The organism is Paenarthrobacter sp. 10L412, from assembly GCF_056395565.1.
On the sequence record NZ_JBFTJT010000009.1, the window covers coordinates 183,756 to 206,730 of the forward strand.

Below are 22,975 nucleotides of genomic sequence, written 5' to 3' on the forward strand. Positions count from 1 at the left end.
TCAACCGGCTGCCAAGCAAGGAGCGCAATGAGCGTCATCATCGCAGTGGACACTTTCGATATCCGCTTTCCCACCTCACAGGACCTCGACGGCTCCGACGCCATGAACCCGGACCCCGACTATTCGGCCGCATACCTGATCATTCGCACCGATGCCGGTGACGGTCACGAAGGCCACGGCTTTGTGTTCACGATCGGGCGCGGAAATGAGGTAGAGACGGCAGCCCTCGACGCTCTTCGGGACCACATCCTGGGCCGCAATGTGGAGGATCTCCTGGGAGACATGGGGGCCACCTGGAAATTGATGGTCCACGATTCCCAACTCCGCTGGCTTGGTCCGGAGAAGGGCGTCATGCACATGGCGATCGGCGCGGTGGTAAACGCTCTCTGGGATCTGAAGGCCAAGCGGGCGGGCCTGCCGCTTTGGGAACTGCTGGCAGACATGAGTCCGGAGGAACTCGTGGCATTGGTGGACTTCCGATACCTCACCGACGCCCTCACGCCGGATGAAGCACTGGCGATCTTCCGGGCTGCGGAGCCGGGCAGGGAAGTACGCAAAGTGGCTCTTCGCGCTGAAGGCTACCCCGCTTACACCACGACGCCGGGCTGGCTGGGTTACAGCGACGAGAAGCTGACGCGCCTGGCCAAGGAAGCCGTGGCCGATGGGTTTGCGCAGATCAAGCTCAAGGTGGGCGCCTCCTTGGAGGACGATATCCGGCGCGTGGGAATTGCCCGTGCGGCGGTGGGGCCGGACATCAGGATCGCGGTGGATGCCAACCAGCGCTGGGATGTCCAGGAAGCCATCGATTGGATGGCCCATCTGGCGCCTTATGACATCGCCTGGATCGAGGAACCCACCAGCCCCGATGACATCCTGGGGCACGCGGCCATCGCCCGCGGGGTTGACCCTGTCCCTGTGGCTACCGGGGAGCACGTTCAGAACCGGGTGATGTTCAAGCAAATGCTCCAGGCTGGCTCTCTCCAGGTCCTGCAGATTGATGCAGCCCGGGTAGCAGGAGTCAACGAGAACATCGCCATCCTCCTGCTGGCAGCCAAGTTCGGTGTGCCTGTTTGCCCTCATGCCGGCGGCGTAGGGCTGTGCGAGGCCGTTCAGCACCTGTCCATGTTCGACTTCGTTGCCGTTTCAGGCACAAAGGAAGGCAGGATGATCGAGTTCGTGGACCATCTGCACCAGCACTTCATCACACCCGTGGACGTCCGAAGCGGCGTCTACTGGCCGCCGTCGGCTCCTGGTGCGGGCAACGAAATGGTGCGTGAAACACTGGCCGAATACGCCTTCCCCGACGGCCCCGTCTGGGCCCGATAACGTACCGCGACAGCACACGTGCACGCTCACAAGGAAGTGATCGCATGACCCAGCAAGCGCCACCGCTGCTCTCCCTCCATGGAGTCAGCAAGAGTTTCCCCGGAGTCCGGGCCCTGAACAACATGGGGCTGGAGCTTCGCCACGGTGAAGTCCTTGCGCTCGTGGGAGAGAACGGTGCCGGAAAATCCACGCTGATGAAGCTTCTTTCCGGCATCTACACACCGGACAGCGGCACCTTCGAGCTGAACGGAACGGCCTTTGTGCCGGACAGTCCCAAGCACGCGCAGGAACTGGGCATCAGCATCATCCACCAGGAATTCAACCTGATGCCGGACCTCACTGTGGCCCAGAACATTTTCATCGGCCGCGAACCCCGGCGCTTCGGAGTGCTGAACGAGCGGGCCCTTAATCACCAGACGCAGGACCTGCTGGACAGGATCGGGCTGCAGCTGAATCCCCGCCAGAAAGTGGGGCAGCTGACGGTCGCCAAGCAGCAGATGGTGGAGATCGCGAAAGCACTCAGCCACGATTCCAAAGTGATCATCATGGACGAGCCAACGGCAGCCCTGAATGACGCCGAGGTGGCCGCCCTGCACCAGATCATCCGTGGGTTTATCTCGCCGGGCACAGGCGTCATTTACATCTCGCACCGCATGGACGAACTCAAGCAGATCTCACAGCGCATCACCGTGATTCGCGACGGCGAGTACGTAGACACAGTCAGCACGGCTGAGACCACCATGAAGGAAGTCATTTCCTTGATGGTGGGGCGCCAGATTTCGGGAGAACAGCGTCCGACGGCGGTCCCCGCCGAGGTGCCTAACGACGTCGTGCTTTCGGTTGAGGGGTTATCGACGCGAGCCCTGCTGCGGGATGTCGGCTTCGACCTCCGACGCGGCGAAATCCTTGGCTTCGCCGGACTCATGGGAGCAGGTCGGACGGAAGTGGCGCGTGCCCTGGTGGGCGCCGATCGTGCCACGTTCAACCGGCTACAGGTACGCGGCGCTGACGCTGCCATCGCCAACCCTGCTGCTGCCGCGAAACTGGGCATCGGCTACCTGTCCGAAGACCGCAAGCATCTTGGCCTCATGCTCGAGCGGGACGTGAAGGAGAACATCATGCTCTCTTCGCTGGCCGCGAATGCCCCTGGCGGGTTCATCAAGGATTCGGCGTTGCGCCGGACCGCTGAGGAATACAGCAGGAAGCTTCGGATCAAAACGCCATCCATCCACCAGCTGGCGCGCAATCTCTCAGGCGGCAACCAGCAGAAGATCGTGATCGCCAAGTGGCTGGTCAAAGACTGCGACATTCTCATCTTTGATGAACCCACACGCGGAATCGACGTTGGTGCCAAGGAGGAAATTTACAGGCTCCTTAACGAACTGGCCGCTGGTGGGAAATCGATCATCATGATCTCCTCGGAGCTTCCCGAGATCCTGCGTATGTCCCACAGGATCGCCGTCATGGCCGAAGGCCGGATCACAGGCTTCCTCAGCAACGCTGAAGCCACCCAGGAACAAATCATGGAGCTGGCCACCCACCGCGCCATCGCCACACCAGGAGCAATGACAGTATGAGCCTTGTAGAGACCCCCGCGTCCCGCAACCAGGGTACAAAGCCCGGACCCGCCGAACAGAAGCCCGTACGTGACCTGGCTACCCGGTTCCGTTCATCCCTTCAACAGCTCCTGGCCTTCGGTTCACTCATTGTCCTGGTGATCTTTTTCGGCGCAATGAACTCACGGTTCCTGGTGCCGAGCAATCTTTCGGACATCCTGCTCTCCACAGTGGTGATCGGTTTATTGGCCTTGGGCGCGACGTTCGTGATCATTACCGGCGGCATTGATCTCTCCGTGGGCACCGGGATGAGCCTGTGCTCGGTCATGACAGGAGTGGTCCTGACTTATCTCGGTCTGCCACTGTGGGCCGGCGTGATTGGCGGCATCCTGATGGGAGCCGTCATCGGTGCGGTCAATGGATTCCTGATCTCCTTCCTGAAGATTCCACCGTTCATTGCCACCCTGGCCACCATGCTCGTGGCACAGGGCATGGCACTGGTAGTTTCCGGAACCAAGCCCATCTATTTCACCAGCACTGAAGGCTTCGCCAACCTCGCCCTCGGCAAGCCCATCCCGGGCCTGGTGGTTCCTAACGCGGTATTCATCTTCTTCGCAGTGGCCGTACTGGCAGGGCTTGTCATGAGCAAGACGCTCTTGGGCCGCTACACCTTTTCCATCGGCTCCAACGAGGAAGCCACGGCACTTTCCGGCATCAACGTCCGGAACTGGAAGTTGTGGATATACACGGCTGCAGGAGCCTTCACAGGCCTGGCCGGCGTCATCATCGCAGCCCGCCTGAACTCAGCCCAGCCCGGGCAGGGGATGGGCTACGAGCTCCAGGCGATTGCCGCCGTCGTGATCGGTGGGACATCCCTGGCCGGAGGCAAAGGCTCCATCGTCGGAACAGTGATCGGCGCCCTCATCATGTCCGTCCTGACCAACGGCCTCCGCATCATCTCCGTGCCGCAGGAATGGCAGAACGTGGCAATCGGCGTCGTGATCCTCGTAGCGGTCTATCTGGACATGCTGCGCAGGAAGGAGACCGCTAAATAGCCTCTGCGCTTCCGCCCCAACCACCCGCATCCTCTCCAGAACGCATCCTCAGAAAAAGGGAGTCTTCAATCGTGAGCAAGTCCATCCACAACCGCCGTTCCTTCCTTACCCTCACCGGCCTCGCCCTCGGTGCCGTAGCTATCGCCGGCTGCGAGGCACCGGCCGGATCTGCCGGCGCCAGCGGAGCAGCAGCAGCAGGCGCCAAGCCGTACATCGCTGTCGTGTCCAAAGGTTTCCAACACCAGTTCTGGCAGGCCGTTAAGCAAGGCGCGGACAAGGCTGCCAAGGAATTCAATGTCGATATCACCTTTGAAGGCCCGAACACCGAGAAGGACGTGGACCAGCAGATCCAGATGCTCACCACCGCCCTGGGCAAGTCGCCTGCAGCTATCGGCTTCGCAGCGCTGGACTCGCAGGCCGCCACGCCCCTCCTGGAGCAGGCCAAGAGCAAGAACATCCCCGTCATTGCGTTCGACTCTGGCGTCGACTCCACCATCCCGGCCACCACGGCCTCCACCGACAACAAGGCTGCAGCAGCTGAGGCTGCCAAGCACCTTGCTGAACTGATTGGCGGGTCAGGCGAGATCGCCATCATCGGCCACGACCAGACGTCCAAGTCCGGCACCGACCGCCGCGACGGCTTCAAGGAATACATCGAGAAGAACAACCCCGGTGTCAAGATCGTCGCCATCCAGTACGCCGGTGGCGACCAGCTGCTCTCGGCAGACGCTGCCAAGGCAATCATCACCGCCAATCCGAACCTCAAAGGCATGTACGGAACCAACGAAGGCTCGGCAATCGGCGTCGTCAAGGCCGTGGAAGAACTCGGCCTCAAGGGCAAGCTGACGATCGTCGGATTCGACTCCGGCAAGGCGCAAATCGACGCCATCAAGTCCGGACTCATGGCCGGCGCCGTCACCCAGAACCCGGTCGGCATCGGCTACGAAACCGTCAAGGCAGCCGTTGCCGCCATCAAGGGTGAGAAGTTGCCGAGCAAGATCGACACGGGCTTCTACTGGTACGACGCAAAGAACATCGACTCCGAGACCATTAAGCCCAACCTCTACGAATAGAATCACGCCTCCAAAAGCACCACCAACTCCCGGCACACGGAAGGTATCCCGTTGATCCAGCACGCACCTTGGTTTGAAGAGTCCCGCTTTGGCATGTTTGTCCATTGGGGCCTCTACGCCCTGCCGGCCCGGCATGAATGGGTGATGAACCGGGAGGAAACCACTGTGGAGGAGTACTCCAAATACTTCCGGCGCTTTGACCCCGATCTCTACGATCCAAACGAGTGGGCACGGGCCGCGCGCAGAGCCGGCATGAAGTACGTGGTCCTCACCACCAAGCATCACGACGGTTTTTGCCTGTGGGACTCAGCCCTGACGGACTACAAAGCCACCAACACGCCAGCCGGCCGTGACCTGATCGCACCCTACGTTCAAGCGCTGCGGGCTGAAGGGCTCAAAGTCGGTTTCTACCATTCGCTGATCGACTGGCACCACCCCGACTTCACCATCGATGGCGTGCACCCGCAACGCAACGCCACCGACGTCGAAAGCCTCAACGCCGGTCGCGATATGGCACGCTACCGCGAGTACCTCCATGGCCAGGTCCGTGAGCTCCTCAGCAACTACGGCACCATCGACTACCTGTTCTTCGATTTCTCCTACGACGAAGACGCACACGCCGGCTTCTGGGGCGCCAAAGGCGCCAAGGACTGGGACTCCGAAACCCTGCTCGCCATGGTGCGGGAACTCCAGCCCGACATCGTGGTCAATGACCGCCTGGGGATCCCCGGAGACTTTGTCACTCCTGAGCAATACCAGCCAGCAGGTCCCATGATGGTGGATGACGCACCGGTCAGCTGGGAGGCTTGCCAAACGTTGAACGGGAGCTGGGGTTACGACCGTGACAACCTCAACTACAAATCCGTGGACCTGCTGATCCGAATGCTGGTGGATGGAGTCTCCAAGGGCGGAAACCTTCTGCTCAACGTAGGCCCAACAGGCCGCGGCAGCATCGACCCCAGGGCGCTCGCCTCCCTCGAAGGGATCGGCGACTGGATGCAACTGCACTCCCGCTCGATTTACGGTGCAGGAACATCCCAGTTCACAGCACCACCGGATACCCGCTACACCCAGCGCGGGAACCGGCTGTACGTGCACCTCTTCGCCTGGCCCTTTGAATACGTCCATCTCCCGGACCTGGCTGGCAAGGTGGAGTACGCCCAACTCCTCAACGATGCGTCCGAAGTCTTCCTGCAAGAAGGGGACCCCGGACAGCAAGCCATCAACATCACCCCCGGCGGCCAGCCGGCCGGGACGCTGACCATCAAGCTCCCCGTCCAGCGGCCCGACGTCGCTGTGCCCGTGCTCGAACTGTTCCTGAAGCCGGGGGACTTCAATGACTGAAAGCATCGCACTCCACACCCGCCTCAAACCCGGAACCGAGGAGGAATACGCCCACGCCCACGCAAACATCCCACCCGAACTGGTCGAAGCCCTTAAAGGAGCCGGCGTGCGGAATTGGCGGATCTGGCGCAGCGGGCTGGACCTTTTCCACGTGGTGGACGTCGAGGACTACCAAGCCATGCGCCATGCGCTCGCAGATCATCCGGCGAACGTGCCCTGGCAGGCCCGGATGGCCGAACTTCTTGAGGTTCAGGACGATTACTCCGGGAACGATTCGGGTATCCAGAAAGTATGGGAGCTGCCATGAACCCGGAACCACTTAACCTCGGCAGGCTCGGATTCGGTGCGGCCGGCATCGGGAATTTGTACAAGGCCATCCCTGATGGGGAAGCCATGGCCACCGTCCTGGCCGCTTGGGACGCAGGCTTTCGCTATTTTGATACCGCACCGCACTATGGCCTGGGCTTGTCGGAGCAGAGACTGGGTGCTGTCCTCCGGGACAAACCTCGGGAAGAATTCGTCATCTCCACCAAAGTGGGCCGCCTGCTGGAAGCCAACCCCGGCGGCGGTTCGGCAAAGGACGGTTCAGTAAAGGACGACGAAGGCTTCGACGTCCCCGCCACCACCAGGCGGGTGTGGGATTTCACCGAAGCCGGCATCCGCCGTAGCGTCGAGGATTCCCTGGAACGTCTGGGCTTGGACCATGTGGATATCGCGTACCTCCACGATCCCGATGTTCACGATCTCCAGGCCGGGATCTCCCAGGCCCTTCCAGCGCTGGAGAAACTGCGCGAAGAAGGGGTGGTCAAAGCCATCGGCGTCGGCACCAACTCCGCGGAGGCAGCCTTGGAGTGTGTCGAGGCCGCGGACCTGGACCTCGTCATGCTCGCAGGCCGCTACACACTGCTTGAGCAGCCCAGCGTCCCGCTACTTGACCGGTGTGTGGAGCGCCGCACCGGCGTCGTAAATGTTGGTGTGTATAACTCCGGGCTGCTGGCCCGTCCCGAAGTCCCCGACGACGCCCATTACAACTACGACCGTGCCCCGCGTGAAGTAGTCGAGCGTGCGCGGGCGCTTGCCGCGGTCTGCCGGGATTTCGGCGTTGAACTTCCGACGGCGGCAATCCAGTTCCCGTTGCGGCATCCGGCCGTGGTGAACGTGACAGTCGGAGCCAGCAAAGCTGAACAAGTCACCTCGAACGCCAGCCGTATGCAGGAATCAGTGCCGGAAGAATTGTGGGATGCATTGGAGGCTCTGGGGGCGTGATTGACGCGCATCTGCACCTGTGGAACCTCGAGGCCTCCATGAACGGGGGTGTCCGACCCTACTCGTGGCTGGGCCCGCAGCACGGCGCGCTGTTCCGCAGCTTCGGGGAGGATGAGGCCGGAGAGGTCTTGGCCGCAGCCGGGATCAGGGGAGCGGTACTGGTCCAGGCGGACGATACGGTTGCCGACACCCAGAACATGCTTGCGGTGGCCGCGCGCAATCCTTGGGTACTCGGCGTCGTGGGGTGGGTCCAACTGGATTCGCCAACACAGGCTGCGGAACAGTTGGACGCGTTCACCGCGCATTCCGTGTTCAGGGGAGTCCGGCATTTGGTGCACGATGATCCCCGCGATGACTTCCTTGACCTGCCCTCGGTGCGGAAATCCCTGGCCATGGTTGCTGCACGCGGCCTCACCTTCGACGTTCCGGATGCCTTTCCACGTCACTTGGGAGCCACTGTCCGGCTTGCCCGAGAACTTCCTGCGCTGACCGTGGTCCTGGATCATCTCGGGAAGCCACCCCTTGAGGACGCGACTGCGATGGACGTTTGGCGCTCTGATTTTCGAGAACTCGGGCGGCTGCCCAACACGGTGGCCAAAGTGTCAGGCCTGCACCTGCCCGGCGTCGAGTACTCGGCTGATGCGTTGCGGCCGCTGTTCGAGGAAGCGCTGGAAGCCTTCGGCCCCTATCGCTTGATGATCGGCAGCGACTGGCCAGTCAGCACACTGGGTGCGCCCTATGGCAGGACGCTGGATGTGTTGTTGGAACTCGTGTCTTCACTCAGCGTCCCGGAACAGGATGCCGTGCTTGAGGCGACAGCCATTCGTACCTACGGGCTGCCGGTTACGCCGCTTCCACAGGATTAGGGCTTCCCAGGGCTTAGAGCGCCTGCCGCAGCCAGTTCTCCACGCCGCTGATGTGGACCGTCACGAGGGCCCGGACCAGCTCGGCATCGCCGCGTTCCAAGGCGTCGGCGATCGCACGGTGCTCGGCAAGGGTGTGCGCCACGGCCTTTTCCTGTGTCAGGCCACGCCAGATCCGCGCACGAACGGTGCTGCTGGACAGGGCTTCCAACAGGCTGCCAAGGTAATCGTTCCCTGCGGCTTCGGTGATGATGCTGTGGAACTCGAGATCGTGGGCTACCAGTTCTTCGACATCGGTGTTCTCATCGATGCCATCCATGGTGGCGCGCAGCGCCGTGAGCTCGGCGGGACCGATCTTGCCGGCAGCGAGGTGGGCTGTGGCGGGTTCCAGGATTCGTCGGACCTCAAAGAGTTCCAGGATGGAGCGGTCCTGATGCAGGTCAACCACAAAAGCCACGGCTTCGTTGAGCAGCTTGGCGTCGAGGCTGGTGACGTAGGTTCCGTCGCCGCGGCGGACGTCGAGCACGCGGATCAGCTCCAGCGCCTTCACCGCTTCACGCAGTGAACTGCGCGAAAGGCCGAGCCGCTCGCTCAGTTCCTTCTCCGGTGGAAGCCGATCCCCGGCTTTGAGTTCCCCGCGGATCAGCATGTCCTTGATCTTGCCAATCGCCTCATCTGTGACAGCCATGGGTCCATAGTAGTCGCGAATCATCGGATGTTTGGCTTAGGCGCGTTCTCCCCCATCTAGCCGTGGTTGTTCCCAGCCCTGGGAACAACCACGGCTACTTGGGCCCGTTAACCAACGACGGCGGCACTCAGGTTCCGATGTTACGGAACCCGGGTGCCGCCGTCGGGCGCTGCTTGGGGCTTGTTAGGAGTCGCCGCCGCGCATGGGGCGGTTAGCAACCACCGGGGCGCTGCCGGTGTAGCCGTCGCGGGTCGCAGCAAGCTCGTGGATCTGCTTGCGGCACAGGTACCAGCCGACCACCATCAGTGCGCAGGCGATACCCGTGACCAGCATGGTGAGCGGGGAGTCGATGAAGACCATCACCAGCACGCCCACCAGGAACAGGAGCGAGAGGTAACCGGTATACGGCGCACCAAACATCCGGAAGGACGGGCGCTTGAGCCAGCCCTTGTCTGCCCAGCGCTTGAGCTGCATCTGGCACAGGACAATGGTGGCCCACGTGACGATGATGCCGACGGAAGCAACGTTCAGGACGATCTCGAACGCCTGTGACGGGACGAGGTAGTTCAGCGGAACGCCGAGGAGCGAGACGCCTGCCGTGATGGCAATGCCACCGTAGGGGACACCGGCCTTATTCATGCGCTGGGCAAACTTCGGGGCGGAGCCGGCAACGGACATCGAGCGCAAGATACGGCCGGTGGAGTACAGGCCGGCGTTCAGCGAGGACAGCGCGGCGGTCAGAACCACGAGGTTCATGATGACGTCCACGCCCTGGATGCCGATGGAACCGAAGAACGTCACGAACGGGCTGACGCCCTTCTCGTAGGAGGTGTACGGGAGCAGCAGAGCCAGCAGGATGACCGAGCCAACGTAGAAAACTGCGATACGGAAGACCACGGAGTTGATGGCCTTGGGCATGATCTTCTCAGGGTTCGGGGTTTCACCGGCGGCGGTGCCGATGAGCTCGATCGATGCGTAGGCGAACAGCACACCCTGCATGAGGATGATCATGGGAAGGATGCCATTGGGGAAGATGCCGCCGTTGTCCGAAAGGAGGCTGAAGCCAACTTCCTGGCCCTCGACGGGTGTGCCGAAGATGACGAAGTAGGTGCCCAACACCAGGAACGCCACCAGTGCGGCCACCTTGATGATGGCAAACCAGAATTCAAGCTCGCCGAAGACCTTGACCGATACGAGGTTCAGGCCCAGGACCACGACAAGTGCGATCAGTGCCCATGCCCACTGTGGAACGACGCCGATCCACGGGACGTATTTGCCGAAGAAGTTCATGTACAGCGCCGCTGCTGTGATGTCCACGATGGTGGTGGTGGCCCAGTTGATCCAGTAGAACCAGCCGGAAACGAACGCGGCCTTCTCACCGAAGAACTCACGGGCGTAAGAAACGAAGGATCCCGACGATGGGCGGTGGAGAACGAGTTCACCGAGCGCGCGGAGGATCAGGAACGCGAAGAAACCACATACGGCATAGGCGATGACGAGCGAAGGGCCGGCAGCGTTGAGGCGGCCACCTGCGCCGAGGAACAGACCGGTGCCGATTGCACCGCCGATCGCGATCATTTGGATCTGGCGGGGCTTCAAATCCTTGTGGTAGCCCTTGTCCTCCGTGTGGAGGGCTTTCTCGCTGGCATGCGCTTGGGCCGGGACCGTGTGGTCCGTAATGGGTGGGTTGGTCATTGGAATCCTTAGGGGTGTCCTGTTGGGGGTGTCCTGGACGCGTCCGGTCGGGGGCCGGAGCGCAGGACAGGGCCTCGGGGGTGTGCCTTATCGGGCGGGACGGCTCTTTTGAGCCGCTGGGCTTACTGGCCGGTTTCGGCTTACTTGCTCAGGTTTGCCAGACGTTCCGGGCTGAGCAGTTCCTCAAGCTGGGCAGCGGTCAGCAGACCGTGCTCCAGGACGAGTTCTGCAACACCCTTGCCGGTGGCCAGCGCTTCTTGGGCGATGGCCGTGGCGGAGGCATAACCGATGTGGGGGTTCAATGCCGTGACGAGACCGATCGACTGCTCCACGGTAAGCCGTAGCCGTTCGGTGTTTGCGGTGATGCCCCGGACGCAGCGTGCCGTAAGGGTGCGGCACGCTGCTTCCAGGTGGGAGATGCTCTTGTGCAGGCTGTGCACAATGATCGGTTCGAAGGCGTTCAGCTGAAGCTGGCCCGCCTCCGCGGCCATGGTGACTGTGACATCGTTGCCGATGACTTCGTACGCCACCTGGCTGACCACTTCCGGGATCACCGGATTGATCTTGCCGGGCATGATCGACGAGCCGGACTGTACGGCCGGCAGGTTGATCTCGCCCAAACCCGCACGCGGTCCAGAGGACAGCAGGCGGAGGTCGTTACAAATCTTGGAGAGCTTCACTGCCACGCGCTTAAGGACGCCGGACAGGTGAACAAAGGCGCCAACATCCTGGGTGGCCTCAATGAGGTCCGCCGAGGTAAGGAGCGGAAGGCCAGTGATTTCGGCCAGATGACGGCATGCAGCCTCTGCGTAACCGATTGGCGCGTTCAGGCCCGTGCCAATTGCAGTGGCGCCAAGGTTGATTTCGTGGATCAGCATGTGGGATTCGTCCAGGCGCGCCCGGTCCTCGGCAATGGTCACGGCGTATCCGCCGAATTCCTGGCCCAGGGTCATGGGAACGGCGTCCTGAAGCTGGGTGCGGCCCATCTTCACTACCGTGCGGAATTCGCGGCCCTTCTCGGCAAACGCCAACTCGAGCTCTTCCAAGGCGAGGAGGAGTTCCTTCACCGAGAAGATCGTGGCCAGGTTTACCGCCGTCGGGTAGACGTCGTTGGTGGACTGGCTCAGGTTTACATGGTCGTTCGGGTGCAGCTTGGAGTAATCGCCCTTGGGGTGGCCCAGGATCTCCAGCGCGCGATTGGCGATGACCTCGTTGGCGTTCATGTTGGAGCTGGTTCCCGCGCCGCCCTGGATCACGTCCACCATGAACTGCTCCTGGAGCATGCCGTCCATGACGTCCTGGCAGGCCTGCTCGATGGCTCCGGCACGTTCAGCATCCAGGAGGCCGAGCTCGTGGTTGGTGCGTGCTGCCGCCATTTTTACCGCGGCGAGGCCGCGGACCAAGTGACGGTTGGTGGACAGGGGCTGTCCGGTGATGGGGAAGTTCTCGATAGCCCGCAAGGTGTGGACGCCCCAGTAGGCGTTCCCGGGAATGTCGCGGTCCCCCAGGAGGTCGTGTTCGGAACGGATGGGGATCGCCTGATCGACGGTGGTCATAGCTGTCCTTGGTTTAGTTCTTGCTGAAAAATTGCGCTGCGCGGAGCTCGCCGACCGGATGGCCGCCGCCCAGCACTGGTGGGCTTTGAAGCGTGTCCAGGCTGCCGCCGTCGACGCCCAACTGGCGGAGAACCTCAACGGTGACGGGCATGCGTGCGCGGTCACCGCCGTCGGAAATCTTCACGGCCACGCCACGACCGTCCGGCAAGCCCACCAGCTGGAGGCCTTCAAAGCCGTCCTTGGCCAGCAGCCCCGGGACGGCGCGCATCAGCGCGGTGACGTCGCGGCCTTCGCCCGCGACCATCTCGGGGAAGCGGCGCATGGCGTGGGCAACCTTGCCCTCGTCGGTGCTTTGGTCAGCGGCGGCGATGCGGCCGTAAGCGCGGGCCATGCCGTGAAGTGTGTGCGCAAAAAGCGGAGTGCCGCAGCCATCCGTGCTCACTGCGGCTGCATCCTCGCCAGTGAGTTCGGTGATGGTGTCACGAACCAGGACCTGAAGCGGGTGTTCCGGGTTCAAGTAGCCCTCAACAGGCCAACCGTTAATGACGCACACCGCGGTCATGGACGCGTGCTTGCCGGAGCAGTTCTGCGCAAGTTGGGTGGGGCCGTTGCCGGCGCGGAGCCATTCTTCGCGCTCAACGACGCCGTATGGCAGGTCGGTGCTGTTGCCCAGCGCCGCTTCGGTCAGGCCGTGAAGCGCCAGGATTTCGGCGGCGCCGTCGCGATGCGCTTTGCTGCCCGAGTGGCTGGCCGCCGTCAGGGCGAGGAGGTTCTGGGGGATGTCCAAGCCTGCACGGAGGAGGGCTACGGCCTGCAGCGGCTTAAGGGAGGAACGCGGATACATCGGCGCGTCCGGCTCGCCGGCTTCGATGGCACTGCTGCCATCGGCGTTCAGGGCGATCAGCGATCCATAGTGGATGCTCTCCACCAAGCCGTCGCGGGTCTGTTCGACGAGCGGGACGTGGTTGGGTGTTCTCTGTGCTGTTTGGGCCGCTGCTGCCGCGGTCACTTGGGGCATGGTGTCCTTTGAGTGGTTCATTTGCTGAGGATCGTGTCCAGTGCGACGCTGACGGCCTGAAGGTGATCGGCCATCGCTTTGCTCGCTGCTTCGGCGTCGCCTGCTTCGATTGCGTTCAGCACGGCAACATGTTCCTCGTCCGAGCGGTGTTGCCGGTCGGCGACGAGGTTGAGGGTTTCAGACTGGTGGGCCAAGGCCTCGCGGATATCGGAGACGACGCTGGCGAACACCCGGTTGCCACTGGCCCGGGCGACGGCGGAATGGAAGCTGGCGTCCAGGTTTACCCAAGATTCGGGGTCGTTCTCATGGAGCATTTCCTGGACGATGTCCTTCAGATGCTCAAGTTCTTCTTCGGTGCGGCGCTGGGCTGCCAGGCCGGCTGCGGGAATCTCAATGTGCGGACGTGCCTCGTTCAGATCACGTGCACTGTACTGGCCCAAGGTAAGGTCATTGGCGACCTTGTTGGCCACAATGAACGTGCCCTTGCCGGTCTTGGTCACGGTCAAACCCAGTGTGTTGCACGAGCGCAGGGCTTCGCGGATGACCGAGCGGCTTACGCCGTACTGGGCTGCCAGCGTTGCTTCAGAGCTCAGCTTGGTGCCGATATCGAACTGTCCGCCCTCGATAGCCCTTCTGAGCGCCGCGAAGACAGCCTCAGCCGCGGAAATGCGCGAGATCGGGGTGGGCCCAGCGGGCTTGCCCGGTGCGGGCTGTCCGGCTGTCCGGCTGTCTGACAGGTTCACGTTATCGAATATGGCACGGGTCACAAGGCTGTGTCAACGCTGAAAGGCTTGCTTCAGGGTTTGGTGGTGGGCGGGGCTTAGCTCACCGTTACGATTTCGGAACTGCTGTCGCCGTACGGCAACTTTCGAAAATGTCGCCGTACGGCGACTTGGAAGGCAAGCGCGCAGGCACCGCAAACGAGCGGTTGACACAATGGACCATGCTCTTTACCAAAAAGTCCCTCACCGTTGAAGGTTTCACAGGCTTCCGAGCCCTGGACGAACTCGACGTCATGCGCGTCCCTCAGGGTCCCGGGGTTTTTGCCCTGCTTTGCCCCGCTGGTTTCGAGCCCGTCTTCCTCAACCAGAGCACCGCGGGCACCTTCAAGAAAAAGGACCCGTCCCTCAAGCGGGAAGCTCTGGAGGCGGAGTGGGTTTCCGACGCTTCCCTGTTGTACCTGGGCAAAGCCAGCGCCGGAAGCCAGGGGAATCGGGGGCTTCGGAAGCAGATCCAGGAGTTCATGGATTACGGTCGCGGGCGGCCCACTGTCGTCTGGGACGCCCGGCTCATCTGGCAGCTCCGGGACGCTCTGGACCTGATCATCGCGTGGAAGGAACTCCCTCCTTCCGAGGTGAATGCAGCCGAGGCTGACTACCATGCTGATTTCGTTGCCACCTATGGCCGCTTGCCGTTTGCGAATCTGGTTCAGGCCCGCTCCAAGAAATAGGGCGTTAGGCACGACGGCGGCACTGGGCTTCTGTTGGGGGCCTGCCATGGGAGCCGCGAGCGGCGCATAATGTCATGCATGACGGCCAGTAACCCCGCTGGAGGCAAACCGCATGGATCCCGCATTACCGTCGAGGTGCCTGTCCTCCGCATAGGCGCCGGGCAAACCGACTACGAGGGACTCAACCGCTACGTCGACTTCCTCCGGAAGCCGCAAGGACTCCACATGACGCTGCTGCACGTGGGTATCCTCGATGATTTGGTCCAGGACATTGAAGCCTGGACCAAAGGAATGTCCCGGGCAGAGAATGTACTTCCCGAGCTTGTGGGTTGGTTGACAGAGTTGCCTGTATTGCAGGGGTTCCTGGGAAAGTCGGACAAACTGATCCCTCTGGGCGGTGGCCGCCTTATGGGACTGGAAGTGGACGTTCCTCAAGAGGTTCACGACTATCAGGCCCTTCTGGTTCAGGGGCTCCATGTGCTCTTGGATGATCTGGGCCTGGACAACATTGACGACTTCATCCTGAGCTCACCTACCCTTGGCTACAGGTCACCCCGCTGGTTGCCCCATATCGCCGTCGGCAAGGCCCGGACCCGCCATGAGCCGCCCATGGAGATTGCTCCAGTGCCCGTTGAATTCGGGGATTCGCAGATCCGGCACAGGGACTCGCTTCCTCTCCCGGGGTGAACGTGTTTGTCCTGGCACGGTAAATTGGACGGGACTCCCGTTTCCCAGCCAAGGACTTCCATGCAGCCCCGCACCCTGTTTCGTACCGTTGCTTTTGCCGAAGCTGTGACGTGGACGCTGCTGCTGATTGGGCTGTTCCTTAAGTACGTCACCCACACCACGGAGGTAGGCGTCAGCATAGCCGGAGGCATTCATGGCTTTGTCTTCCTTTGCTATGCAGCAACAGCCGCTTTCACTTGGATCAACCAGAAATGGCCGGCCCGAACGGGTCTGCTTGCCACCGTCTCTGCCGTGATCCCGTACGTCACTATTCCCGTGGAAAAGTCGCTCGACCGTCGGGGTCTCCTTGCCGGCGGTTGGCGCTTTGCCCCTGGGGGAGAGGAACCTCAAGGCGGGCTGGAGAAAGGGCAGGCTTGGATCCTGGGAAACCCGATCCTGGCCATTGCGATTGTCTTGGTGGGCGTGGCTGGCGTGTTCAGCTTCCTCCTGTTCATGGGCCCGCCGGATACCTGGTTCTCCTGATCCAGCTTCGCTCTGTGGCTTCCTGACCTTCTTTGCACCCGCTCTTCGGCGACCAAGCTTTACAAGCAAGGGAAGCATATTGGACATGCTTCCCATCGCTGCTCTTGAAAGCGTTTAGGATTCTCGGCCGTGGAAGCACATTGGTCCGCCGATCGGAATCCAGTCCTGCCGCCCAGGGTTCGTGATGGATTTGAGCGCTCGCTTCCAAACGATCGCCCTTCCTTCCTCCCCACCAGAGACCGTTGCTGGACAGGACAGTGAAAGGCAGCCCTTTCGAAGCAGGAACTTAATTCCAGATCAGTGCAACATTAAATGTTTCAGCGCGAACCAGCGGCAAAACCCCCGCAGTACAGGGCTAGGATTGGGTACGGAATTAATTGTTACAAACCGTTATCGAAAGTTCTGAGTCGTGAAGCCGATCGAGTTTCCAGAGTTTCCGTTCAACTCTCCCCTGGCTAAGTCCATCATTCAGCTTGAGCGAGTACGAGCCGATCTGGGCGAAGGAACCACACCGCCGGAGCTTTACTCTCAGCTCCGGAAGTTGTTCCAGTTACTCTCGAGCATCATGAGTGCCCGGATCGAAGGGAACAGGACTTCAATTGTTGATGCCGTCTCAGGGGTCCAACGGGCTGGTCGCGAAAACATCAAGCAAGTCGATGATGTTCAGGAGATCGTGCAGCTGCAGGAGGCAACCACTTTCGTCGATTCAGTCGTGGAGCGCGGGACCAATCTGACCCATGGCTTTGTGAGGGAACTGCACAGAATCTCAGTCGAAGGATTGGAGCGCGAGGGAGACAGGACGCCGGGAATGTACCGTGTGTCGGATGTGAACATTAGTGGCTCGGCTCATCGTCCTCCTTCCCCGGGAGATGTCCACAGTGACATGACCGCCCTTCTCGACTTCATTAACGCCGACGTGGACCAGAACTATGAGTTGTTGAAGATTGCTTTGGCCCATCATCGCTTCGTTTGGATACATCCCTTCGGAAACGGAAATGGTCGTGTAGGCAGGCTTTTGACCTATGCCGCGATGCGTAGGCAAGGCTTTTCGGAAAGCGCGGGTTACCGGACCCTGAACCCGACAGCCGTGTTCGGAGAGAACCGGGAACTCTACTACGAGCGGCTGGAGGACGCTGATTCCCTTCTGCCCGATTCATTGATTCGATGGGCTACATACGTTCTCGAGGGCCTGCTGAACGACCTCACCAGACTGTCAAAGCTGGGGAACAAAGAGTATGTAACGAACTCTCTATTGATTCCGGCCATCCAGCGCGGGCTGGAAGTGGCGCGTTTTACTAAGGCGGAAACAGATGCTCTCATCATCATTGCCCAGAAGACTGAGGTGAAGGCGGCGGACCTCCAACCCGCGTTCCCTGGTTCTGCGGCATCCCGGAGCCAAGGAATCCGGAGACTCTTGGAGCGAGGAGTCATCGAACCGATTGGTGACGGAAGGCGAAGCTACCGGCTTCGCCTAGCGCCCAGTGAATTGACACCGCTCTTGGTGAGGGAACTGGACAGAAGGGACTTCCTACCTGCCATTCTGCAGGAGTCACTCTAAAGTCCTGGAGCGTCGGGGCAGCCCCAGGACTTGGGGTTTTCCTGGCAGGTGTCGGCGACGAGTGCTTTTTCTGTTTTCCAGACCTGGATGGTTTTGGGTGGTGTGGTGAGGTCCAGGGTTCCGTTGATGGGCAGTGGTGGGCCGTTGTTCACGGAGTACGTGCCGATGAAGCTGGCGGTGATGGTGGCGGGGTAGTTGCCTGTTGCTGTGTAGATGTGGCTGGTGCGGGTGTCGTTGAGGAGCCAGCTGGCTTCGGGGATGGCGTAGCCGGCTACCGGGGTGGGGCCGAGGGTGGTGGCGTCGCCGAAGTTGTAGGTGAAGCTTGCCGGGGTTGCTGTCAGGTGGACTGCTTGGCCGAGGATGGTGACGTCGAAGGCTTGTTCGGTGGCGGTGGTGTAGAAGTTCGTTGGCCCGCCCTTGAGGGTGTGGGGGAAGGGTTGGGCTTCGAGGGTGCCTGGGTTGACTGGGAGTTGGCGGTAGTCGTTCAGGATCCGGGTGGCGATGTTGGCAAGGACGTTCTCGGGCTTGACGTCGTACAGACACGTCGGACCGGTGATCGCCCGATACTCCGTCCAGTCAGGATTTGTGATCGCCTTTGGTGCTTTTTTCCATACAACGGGAGTTCCTTCTGCGCCACCCTCCGTTGTGGCTGGGCATTCGAGTCCTTGGCATCCCAAGCCTCCACCGCCAGCGCGACAAAGGGTATCCGGCTTGTACTGGTAGGGGTCCTCGGCCGTGGGGGTCGCAGTTCCGCCAAGGCTGGGTGTCGATGTCCCTGTGGTTGGGTCGAACTCCCAGCGTGACCCAACGTCTAGAGTTCCGGCTGATTTGTTAGCGGTAGCCCAGTCGTCTTCATTCTGGGCGGCACTGCCGGGCAGTGAAGTGACTGACATGGCCGCGACTAGGGCAAGGACCAGAGCGAACCGCCGTATGTAATCAGCGAATGACACCTGTATCAACAACCTTCCAGGTCGTTTGGAAGGTGGCAACGACAACAAAGGCATCATTCGTTTCTGCGTCTGCAGGGCGTCCCTCGGTGCCGTCCGCGTTGTAGTAGTTGATGGCGTCCTGAATAACCTGGACTCTGGCCTGATGGTTGTTCCCTGCGGCGTCCCAAACAATCTCAATTCTCGGGATATGCACCGTTCCGCCCACAAGCCAGCGGCCATTCTTGTAGCTATCCGTTGAAGCTTTTTGGAAGTAAGTGCATGCTTGGCATTCTGGAGTGCTCAGTGTACGGAGGTTTGAGATGTCGCCTGTCTCGTCCGCATAGTTACCGATTGCATACCAGTACCGGATAAACGCCTCCAGCCCTGCCTCCGAGTTCTCCTTCGCCAGCTCCGGCATCACAGGAACCGGCACATTCTGTGCTTTGCCCTTCGCATCGGCTGGCTTGTACACAGTGGCAGGAGCGGCACTCCCGGAAGGGCCGGTGCCCGAAGGACCTGGCGACGAAGCGCCCGAGGTAGGCGCCGTCGTCGAGCTTGATTCGGAAGGAGAGCCGCCGGGCGGCCCGCCCTGACAACCAGTGAGAAGCAACGCGGCTGTGAGTCCGAAGACCGCTCCTCGAATGCGGGCATGTGAAGAATAGGCAAAAAGGCGTGACATGACAGGCTCCCCCAGCAACTGTTTGGCGATGTGTCGGCCAGTCTAGGCGGGGGAAAGGGAGGGTTTCACGTCGAAGGGGACCGCTTGTGGATAACTATTGTTCGTGGAGCTGTTGCCCGGAGTTTACGAGACGCCGCGCCGAGGGCTCTCTGCTGCGAGCTGCCTGACCCAGTCGGGAGTTTCTTTTCCGAGGCGTCGGTCTGTGACCAGTCGTAGCTGGGCGGCCGCGATTTGCACGCCGCGGTCACGCGCCGCGGCGCCGCGGTCGATTCTGTCGGTTGCCCCGGTCCCTGCGCCGTGGTGTGCTGGTGCTCTCATTGGCTCCGTCATCGCCAACCCCTTATCTGGTGTCGCTTGCCGTCGGTTCATTGTTGCCCGTTTTCGGGTTGGGGTCCAGCTCAACATCGAGGTCCGGGTGGGGGTAACTGGGCGGGACTTCGGGTGGCGATAGGCCATCCATCTTTGTCGATTCTGCCGCTTCTTCCAGTGGATAACTCCAAGCCACAGTTATAAATTCAACTTCTTCACGGCTTGGTGTTGATTCGGCCAATACAGTCATTACCTGAAGGCCCACCTGTACGCGGCGGGGTTCTTGGGAAAGGATGCTGTCGAAAGCCCACTCAGCCCGTCGCCACCATTCGGCCCTGTTATCGGACCCGGTCTTTTGTCGCAGGGACCTCCACCAAGCTAAATGGCCGCTAGCCAGCAATACAGCCATCGGGGGCTGTATGTGGACAATTAACCCCGCAATTTCTCCATGTCCCGACGGTCCTTTTTGGTTGGTCGGCCGGCACCGCGGTCGCGCTGGGGAAGGCCAAGCTTCGGGGCAACGGGCCGAGGGGGAGTGTGGTCGGTGAAGCAATGCGAGGCAGCCTCGGCGCCTACGCGTTTCGCGATCAGCCGCCGTACTTCGAGGATCCGTTCCCAGCCGGATTCTCGCACGCGGATGGTGTCTCCAATGATCACGGTTTGCGAGGCCTTCACCGGATTGCCATTGATCCGGATGTGGCCGGCGCGGCAGGCAGCGGTGGCCGCGGATCGGGTCTTGTAAGCGCGGATCGCCCACAACCAGGCATCGACGCGGACGTTTGCCGGGGATGATGACGGGATACTCATGATTGGGAAGAGTCTAACCGGGCCTGGCAAGACCCGCGAGAACGCCGGAAACGTGCGAGTACAAGGGGAAGCCACCGAGCACGCCGGAGCTGCACGGCGATCACGCAGCTCTCCCGCGATCTCGGCGGGGTGGGGCGGGGGGGCCACGAGCCGAGAACCGCCTACCGAACCGTCACCTCAACCCGCTGGGCCATGTTGTTCCCGATGCCCTGGTAGTTCCACACCTGGTCACTCGGCTGCAGCGCACCCGAGGAGTCCATCGCACGGCACCGCAACTCGTGCTCGCCCGGGCTCGCGACCCACACCATAGTCCAGGATCGCCAAGCAAAGTCACCTACAGCAGGTTCCAGATGGGCCGGCATCCATTCGCCGTCGATCCCCACCTCCACCCGTTCCACTTCGCCGTGACCGGACCACGCCCTGCCGTGCAGCATCACAGGACCGGAATCCACTACCCGGCGTCGGGTAAAGAAATCAGGAATCCCGGGCGGCACCATCAGGGAGCGGACGCGAATGTGCGACACGGGCAAACCTGGCCCATCGGGTCCCTGAAGGTAGTGATACGCCACGGCCTGTTGGAATCCCATGAAACGTGAAGTCACTGCCTCGATGGAGGTCAACCACTTCACGCTTGCCATGCCATACCAGCCGGGCACCAACAGCCGCAGCGGGAAACCGTGCTGGATCGGTAGCGGGTTGCCGTTCATGGCGTAGACCAACATGACTTCGGGATGCATCGCTTCGGCAATCGAAAGACTACGGGCGTATGGTTCCTCCACTCCACCCTGGATACCGCTGTCGGCGCCGGTAAAGACAAGTTCGACGGCGTCACTCGCCAACCCTGCCTCCTCCAGCACTGGTGCCAAAGGAGTTCCAGTCCATTCCGCAGTGCCTACAGCTCCCAACACCCAGGGCTGGCTGAGGGGGCGAGGCTGCAGGAGCGAGCGTCCATTTCCGGCGCACTCCATGGTGACGGGCATCGTGACAGAGGGCCGCGACTTGATGCCCTCGAGGCTCAGTTCCAAGCTGTGATTAACCGCCCCACCGAGCCGCAGGCGCCATGCCTCAGCGGAAACGTGCGGGATGTCGAAGTGAATCAGCAGGTAGTGCAGCCCCGCTGGCGTGATGTCGTCGTGGAGGGCTTCGAGCGGCATTGAATGGTTGCGGCCAGAGAGCTGCAACTCTTCGTGGGTCAGGGGGCCTTCGGTCGGCTGTCCCGTGATGACGGCTTTCGCCGCGTCTTGCTTGACATGGTGTTTGGACATGGGAGGCGGCGTTCTACTGGACCTGACGCTGCGGGCGTGCCGCAGCACTTAGGACAAGGATCACGCGGGGACCCAATGCCGTCAATAGGCGATTGCGAGGCCCGGCATGCGTTGTCTGCGAGCGAAGAAGCCCGCAGAGCGGTCCCCACAACGGGTGGCGAGCTACCGGCGTCGAAGCTCCGGGTACTCCAGATGGGGAGCAACCGTGCCGGCGTCCCGCTCAAGGAAGTTGACGGCGGGGGCCACGATGTCATCGATTTCATCCAAAACCGCGTCGTTGAGCACCACATCGGCGGCCTTCAAGTAGTCGGTGAGATGGTCCTCGGTCCGCGGTCCAATGATCACGCTCGTGACGGCGGGATGGTTCAGGGCAAAAGCAACAGCAAGCTGGATGAGGGTCAGTCCGTACCTGGCGGCCAGTTGTGCGAGTGCGTCTGCCGCGTGCAGCTTGCCTTGGTTGAAGGGCGCGTTCACATCGAACCGGCCGGGCACAGCGGCCGAACGCGAGCTTTCGGGCTGGCCCGCGCCAACGCGGTATCCGCCAGCCAGCCACCCGCCGTCGAGCGGTCCATAACTCAAAACCCCGACGCCGTACTGCTGGGTGATGGGGAAAACGTCGCGTTCGTTGGCGCGAACCAAAAGCGAATAGGGAACCTGGTCCACCACCGGCGGAGTCAGGTGGTTGGTGTTCGCGATCCACTGTGCCTCGACGAGCTGCGCGGGGCTGAACACCGAGGTGCCGTAGTAGAGGATCTTGCCCTGCCGGATGAGATCGTTCAGGGTGGTGATGGTCTCAAGGAGATCGGTGTTGTAGTCGGGACGGTGCGCTTGGTAGAGGTCGATCCTGTCCGTGTTGAGCCGCGTCAAGCTGTCCTCCACAGCCCGGACAATCCACCGACGCGAATTTCCGGCATGCGCTGGGTTGGACCCCATCTGGCCATGGAATTTGGTGGCGAGGAATACGTCGTCGCGCCTTCCTTGGATTGCCTGGCCCACCACGACTTCCGCCTCGCCCTGCGAGTAAATATCGGCGGTGTCGATGCTGGTGATGCCGCCGTCGAGCGCAGCCTGGATGATGCGGATGCTCTCCGCAGGTCCCGTGGGAGCGGTGCCGGTGCCGAAGTTCAAGGTACCCAGGGTGAGAGGGCTGATCAGGGCGCCAGTGCGTCCAAGCGTTCGTAGCTCGTTGAGGCTCATGTCGGCTTCCTGTGGTGGGTCAAGGGGATGTCCAATCGAGGCTACACACGGCCGTAGGACGCCCAAATGCAAACGGTAGAACTTCTTCGTTTTTCGTCTTGCGGGGTAATGGAAGGGGCATTAGTTCGCGAC

Annotated in this window: 23 protein-coding genes; 12 read left to right on the forward strand and 11 right to left on the reverse strand. The window is 61.5% G+C overall.

The features are described 5' to 3' along the window. Positions 1–27: 27 nt before the first annotated feature. From AC1DD7_RS14435 to AC1DD7_RS14470, 8 genes are all read left to right on the forward strand, one after another. A complete protein-coding gene (locus tag AC1DD7_RS14435) occupies positions 28–1,326 on the forward strand; it encodes an L-fuconate dehydratase (protein WP_477515521.1) in 1,299 nt (432 codons plus the stop codon). Between the two features lie 44 nt (positions 1,327–1,370). Beyond that, positions 1,371–2,903, forward strand: coding sequence for a sugar ABC transporter ATP-binding protein (locus AC1DD7_RS14440; RefSeq protein WP_477515522.1), 1,533 nt, complete (start codon positions 1,371–1,373; stop codon positions 2,901–2,903). Next, complete coding sequence (locus AC1DD7_RS14445) at positions 2,900–3,937, forward strand: ABC transporter permease (protein ID WP_477515523.1); 1,038 nt, start codon at positions 2,900–2,902, stop codon at positions 3,935–3,937. Before AC1DD7_RS14440 ends, AC1DD7_RS14445 begins: the two co-directional genes overlap by 4 nt. A 71-nt stretch (positions 3,938–4,008) precedes the next feature. Then, positions 4,009–5,010, forward strand: coding sequence for a substrate-binding domain-containing protein (locus AC1DD7_RS14450; protein ID WP_477515524.1), 1,002 nt, complete (start codon positions 4,009–4,011; stop codon positions 5,008–5,010). A 51-nt stretch (positions 5,011–5,061) separates the two neighbouring features. Next, positions 5,062–6,354: an alpha-L-fucosidase gene (locus AC1DD7_RS14455; RefSeq protein WP_477515525.1), complete on the forward strand. Its 1,293-nt coding sequence runs from the start codon at positions 5,062–5,064 to the stop codon at positions 6,352–6,354. Continuing rightward, positions 6,347–6,661 carry an L-rhamnose mutarotase gene (locus AC1DD7_RS14460; RefSeq protein ID WP_442006802.1) on the forward strand — a complete coding sequence of 105 codons (315 nt, stop codon included), beginning with the start codon at positions 6,347–6,349 and terminating at the stop codon, positions 6,659–6,661. The genes AC1DD7_RS14455 and AC1DD7_RS14460 overlap by 8 nt, the downstream gene beginning before the upstream one ends. Continuing rightward, positions 6,646–7,620 carry an aldo/keto reductase gene (locus tag AC1DD7_RS14465; protein ID WP_477515526.1) on the forward strand — a complete coding sequence of 325 codons (975 nt, stop codon included), beginning with the start codon at positions 6,646–6,648 and terminating at the stop codon, positions 7,618–7,620. The genes AC1DD7_RS14460 and AC1DD7_RS14465 overlap by 16 nt, the downstream gene beginning before the upstream one ends. Then, positions 7,617–8,486 carry an amidohydrolase family protein gene (locus AC1DD7_RS14470; protein WP_477515527.1) on the forward strand — a complete coding sequence of 290 codons (870 nt, stop codon included), beginning with the start codon at positions 7,617–7,619 and terminating at the stop codon, positions 8,484–8,486. The genes AC1DD7_RS14465 and AC1DD7_RS14470 overlap by 4 nt, the downstream gene beginning before the upstream one ends. A 13-nt stretch (positions 8,487–8,499) precedes the next feature. On the opposite strand, the gene AC1DD7_RS14475 is transcribed toward AC1DD7_RS14470, so the two are convergent. From AC1DD7_RS14475 to AC1DD7_RS14495, 5 genes are all read right to left on the reverse strand, one after another. Continuing rightward, positions 8,500–9,171, reverse strand: a complete 672-nt coding sequence (locus AC1DD7_RS14475) for a FadR/GntR family transcriptional regulator (protein ID WP_442018619.1) — start codon at positions 9,169–9,171, stop codon at positions 8,500–8,502. Positions 9,172–9,354: 183 nt separating this feature from the next. Next, a complete protein-coding gene (locus AC1DD7_RS14480) occupies positions 9,355–10,866 on the reverse strand; it encodes an amino acid permease (RefSeq protein WP_477515528.1) in 1,512 nt (503 codons plus the stop codon). A 140-nt stretch (positions 10,867–11,006) separates the two neighbouring features. Next, entirely contained in the window at positions 11,007–12,422 is a 1,416-nt protein-coding gene (locus AC1DD7_RS14485; protein WP_477515529.1) for an aspartate ammonia-lyase, read from the reverse strand. 13 nt (positions 12,423–12,435) lie between these two features. Then, a complete protein-coding gene (locus tag AC1DD7_RS14490) occupies positions 12,436–13,461 on the reverse strand; it encodes an asparaginase (RefSeq protein WP_477515530.1) in 1,026 nt (341 codons plus the stop codon). Then, complete coding sequence (locus AC1DD7_RS14495) at positions 13,458–14,183, reverse strand: FadR/GntR family transcriptional regulator (RefSeq protein WP_442006795.1); 726 nt, start codon at positions 14,181–14,183, stop codon at positions 13,458–13,460. The genes AC1DD7_RS14490 and AC1DD7_RS14495 overlap by 4 nt, the downstream gene beginning before the upstream one ends. A 200-nt stretch (positions 14,184–14,383) precedes the next feature. On the opposite strand from AC1DD7_RS14495, the gene AC1DD7_RS14500 reads away from it, so the two are divergent. The 4 genes from AC1DD7_RS14500 to AC1DD7_RS14515 all read left to right on the forward strand — a co-directional run bounded on the left by AC1DD7_RS14500 (position 14,384) and on the right by AC1DD7_RS14515 (position 17,657). Further along, on the forward strand, positions 14,384–14,890 hold the full coding sequence (locus AC1DD7_RS14500; protein WP_477515562.1) for a hypothetical protein: 507 nt from the start codon (positions 14,384–14,386) through the stop codon (positions 14,888–14,890). 78 nt (positions 14,891–14,968) lie between these two features. Continuing rightward, positions 14,969–15,577 (forward strand): hypothetical protein, encoded by a 609-nt coding sequence (locus tag AC1DD7_RS14505; RefSeq protein ID WP_477515531.1) that lies wholly within the window; start codon positions 14,969–14,971, stop codon positions 15,575–15,577. Positions 15,578–15,637: 60 nt separating this feature from the next. Beyond that, positions 15,638–16,099, forward strand: coding sequence for a DUF3817 domain-containing protein (locus tag AC1DD7_RS14510; RefSeq protein WP_477515532.1), 462 nt, complete (start codon positions 15,638–15,640; stop codon positions 16,097–16,099). 565 nt (positions 16,100–16,664) lie between these two features. Then, positions 16,665–17,657: a Fic family protein gene (locus AC1DD7_RS14515; protein ID WP_477515533.1), complete on the forward strand. Its 993-nt coding sequence runs from the start codon at positions 16,665–16,667 to the stop codon at positions 17,655–17,657. On the opposite strand, the gene AC1DD7_RS14520 is transcribed toward AC1DD7_RS14515, so the two are convergent. The 6 genes from AC1DD7_RS14520 to AC1DD7_RS14545 form a co-directional block, all read right to left on the reverse strand. Beyond that, positions 17,654–18,550: a hypothetical protein gene (locus AC1DD7_RS14520; RefSeq protein WP_477515534.1), complete on the reverse strand. Its 897-nt coding sequence runs from the start codon at positions 18,548–18,550 to the stop codon at positions 17,654–17,656. The two genes, AC1DD7_RS14515 and AC1DD7_RS14520, sit on opposite strands and share 4 nt — an antisense overlap. A gap of 43 nt (positions 18,551–18,593) precedes the next feature. Next, positions 18,594–19,265, reverse strand: a complete 672-nt coding sequence (locus AC1DD7_RS14525; RefSeq protein ID WP_477515535.1) for a DUF6318 family protein — start codon at positions 19,263–19,265, stop codon at positions 18,594–18,596. 123 nt (positions 19,266–19,388) lie between these two features. Further along, complete coding sequence (locus tag AC1DD7_RS14530; RefSeq protein WP_477515536.1) at positions 19,389–19,583, reverse strand: hypothetical protein; 195 nt, start codon at positions 19,581–19,583, stop codon at positions 19,389–19,391. 420 nt (positions 19,584–20,003) lie between these two features. After that, positions 20,004–20,381 (reverse strand): RNA-binding S4 domain-containing protein, encoded by a 378-nt coding sequence (locus AC1DD7_RS14535; protein WP_477515537.1) that lies wholly within the window; start codon positions 20,379–20,381, stop codon positions 20,004–20,006. Between the two features lie 161 nt (positions 20,382–20,542). Further along, the gene (locus AC1DD7_RS14540) at positions 20,543–21,646 is read right to left on the reverse strand and encodes a sulfite oxidase (RefSeq protein WP_477515538.1); all 1,104 of its coding nucleotides are present in this window, start codon (positions 21,644–21,646) and stop codon (positions 20,543–20,545) included. A gap of 162 nt (positions 21,647–21,808) precedes the next feature. Next, positions 21,809–22,843: an aldo/keto reductase gene (locus tag AC1DD7_RS14545; protein ID WP_477515539.1), complete on the reverse strand. Its 1,035-nt coding sequence runs from the start codon at positions 22,841–22,843 to the stop codon at positions 21,809–21,811. Between the last annotated feature and the right edge of the window lie 132 nt (positions 22,844–22,975).

Coding starts and splice junctions, on each gene's coding strand:
- AC1DD7_RS14515 (WP_477515533.1), top strand. CDS start 16,665: ATGAGTGCCCGGATCGAAGGGAACAGGACTTCAATTGTTGATGCCGTC.
- AC1DD7_RS14535 (WP_477515537.1), bottom strand. CDS start 20,381: ATGAGTATCCCGTCATCATCCCCGGCAAACGTCCGCGTCGATGCCTGG.
- AC1DD7_RS14505 (WP_477515531.1), top strand. CDS start 14,969: ATGACGGCCAGTAACCCCGCTGGAGGCAAACCGCATGGATCCCGCATT.
- AC1DD7_RS14525 (WP_477515535.1), bottom strand. CDS start 19,265: ATGTCACGCCTTTTTGCCTATTCTTCACATGCCCGCATTCGAGGAGCG.
- AC1DD7_RS14445 (WP_477515523.1), top strand. CDS start 2,900: ATGAGCCTTGTAGAGACCCCCGCGTCCCGCAACCAGGGTACAAAGCCC.
- AC1DD7_RS14460 (WP_442006802.1), top strand. CDS start 6,347: ATGACTGAAAGCATCGCACTCCACACCCGCCTCAAACCCGGAACCGAG.
- AC1DD7_RS14485 (WP_477515529.1), bottom strand. CDS start 12,422: ATGACCACCGTCGATCAGGCGATCCCCATCCGTTCCGAACACGACCTC.
- AC1DD7_RS14440 (WP_477515522.1), top strand. CDS start 1,371: ATGACCCAGCAAGCGCCACCGCTGCTCTCCCTCCATGGAGTCAGCAAG.
- AC1DD7_RS14500 (WP_477515562.1), top strand. CDS start 14,384: ATGCTCTTTACCAAAAAGTCCCTCACCGTTGAAGGTTTCACAGGCTTC.
- AC1DD7_RS14530 (WP_477515536.1), bottom strand. CDS start 19,583: ATGAGAGCACCAGCACACCACGGCGCAGGGACCGGGGCAACCGACAGA.
- AC1DD7_RS14540 (WP_477515538.1), bottom strand. CDS start 21,646: ATGTCCAAACACCATGTCAAGCAAGACGCGGCGAAAGCCGTCATCACG.
- AC1DD7_RS14435 (WP_477515521.1), top strand. CDS start 28: ATGAGCGTCATCATCGCAGTGGACACTTTCGATATCCGCTTTCCCACC.
- AC1DD7_RS14465 (WP_477515526.1), top strand. CDS start 6,646: ATGGGAGCTGCCATGAACCCGGAACCACTTAACCTCGGCAGGCTCGGA.
- AC1DD7_RS14520 (WP_477515534.1), bottom strand. CDS start 18,550: ATGTCAGTCACTTCACTGCCCGGCAGTGCCGCCCAGAATGAAGACGAC.
- AC1DD7_RS14475 (WP_442018619.1), bottom strand. CDS start 9,171: ATGGCTGTCACAGATGAGGCGATTGGCAAGATCAAGGACATGCTGATC.
- AC1DD7_RS14490 (WP_477515530.1), bottom strand. CDS start 13,461: ATGAACCACTCAAAGGACACCATGCCCCAAGTGACCGCGGCAGCAGCG.
- AC1DD7_RS14480 (WP_477515528.1), bottom strand. CDS start 10,866: ATGACCAACCCACCCATTACGGACCACACGGTCCCGGCCCAAGCGCAT.
- AC1DD7_RS14545 (WP_477515539.1), bottom strand. CDS start 22,843: ATGAGCCTCAACGAGCTACGAACGCTTGGACGCACTGGCGCCCTGATC.
- AC1DD7_RS14510 (WP_477515532.1), top strand. CDS start 15,638: ATGCAGCCCCGCACCCTGTTTCGTACCGTTGCTTTTGCCGAAGCTGTG.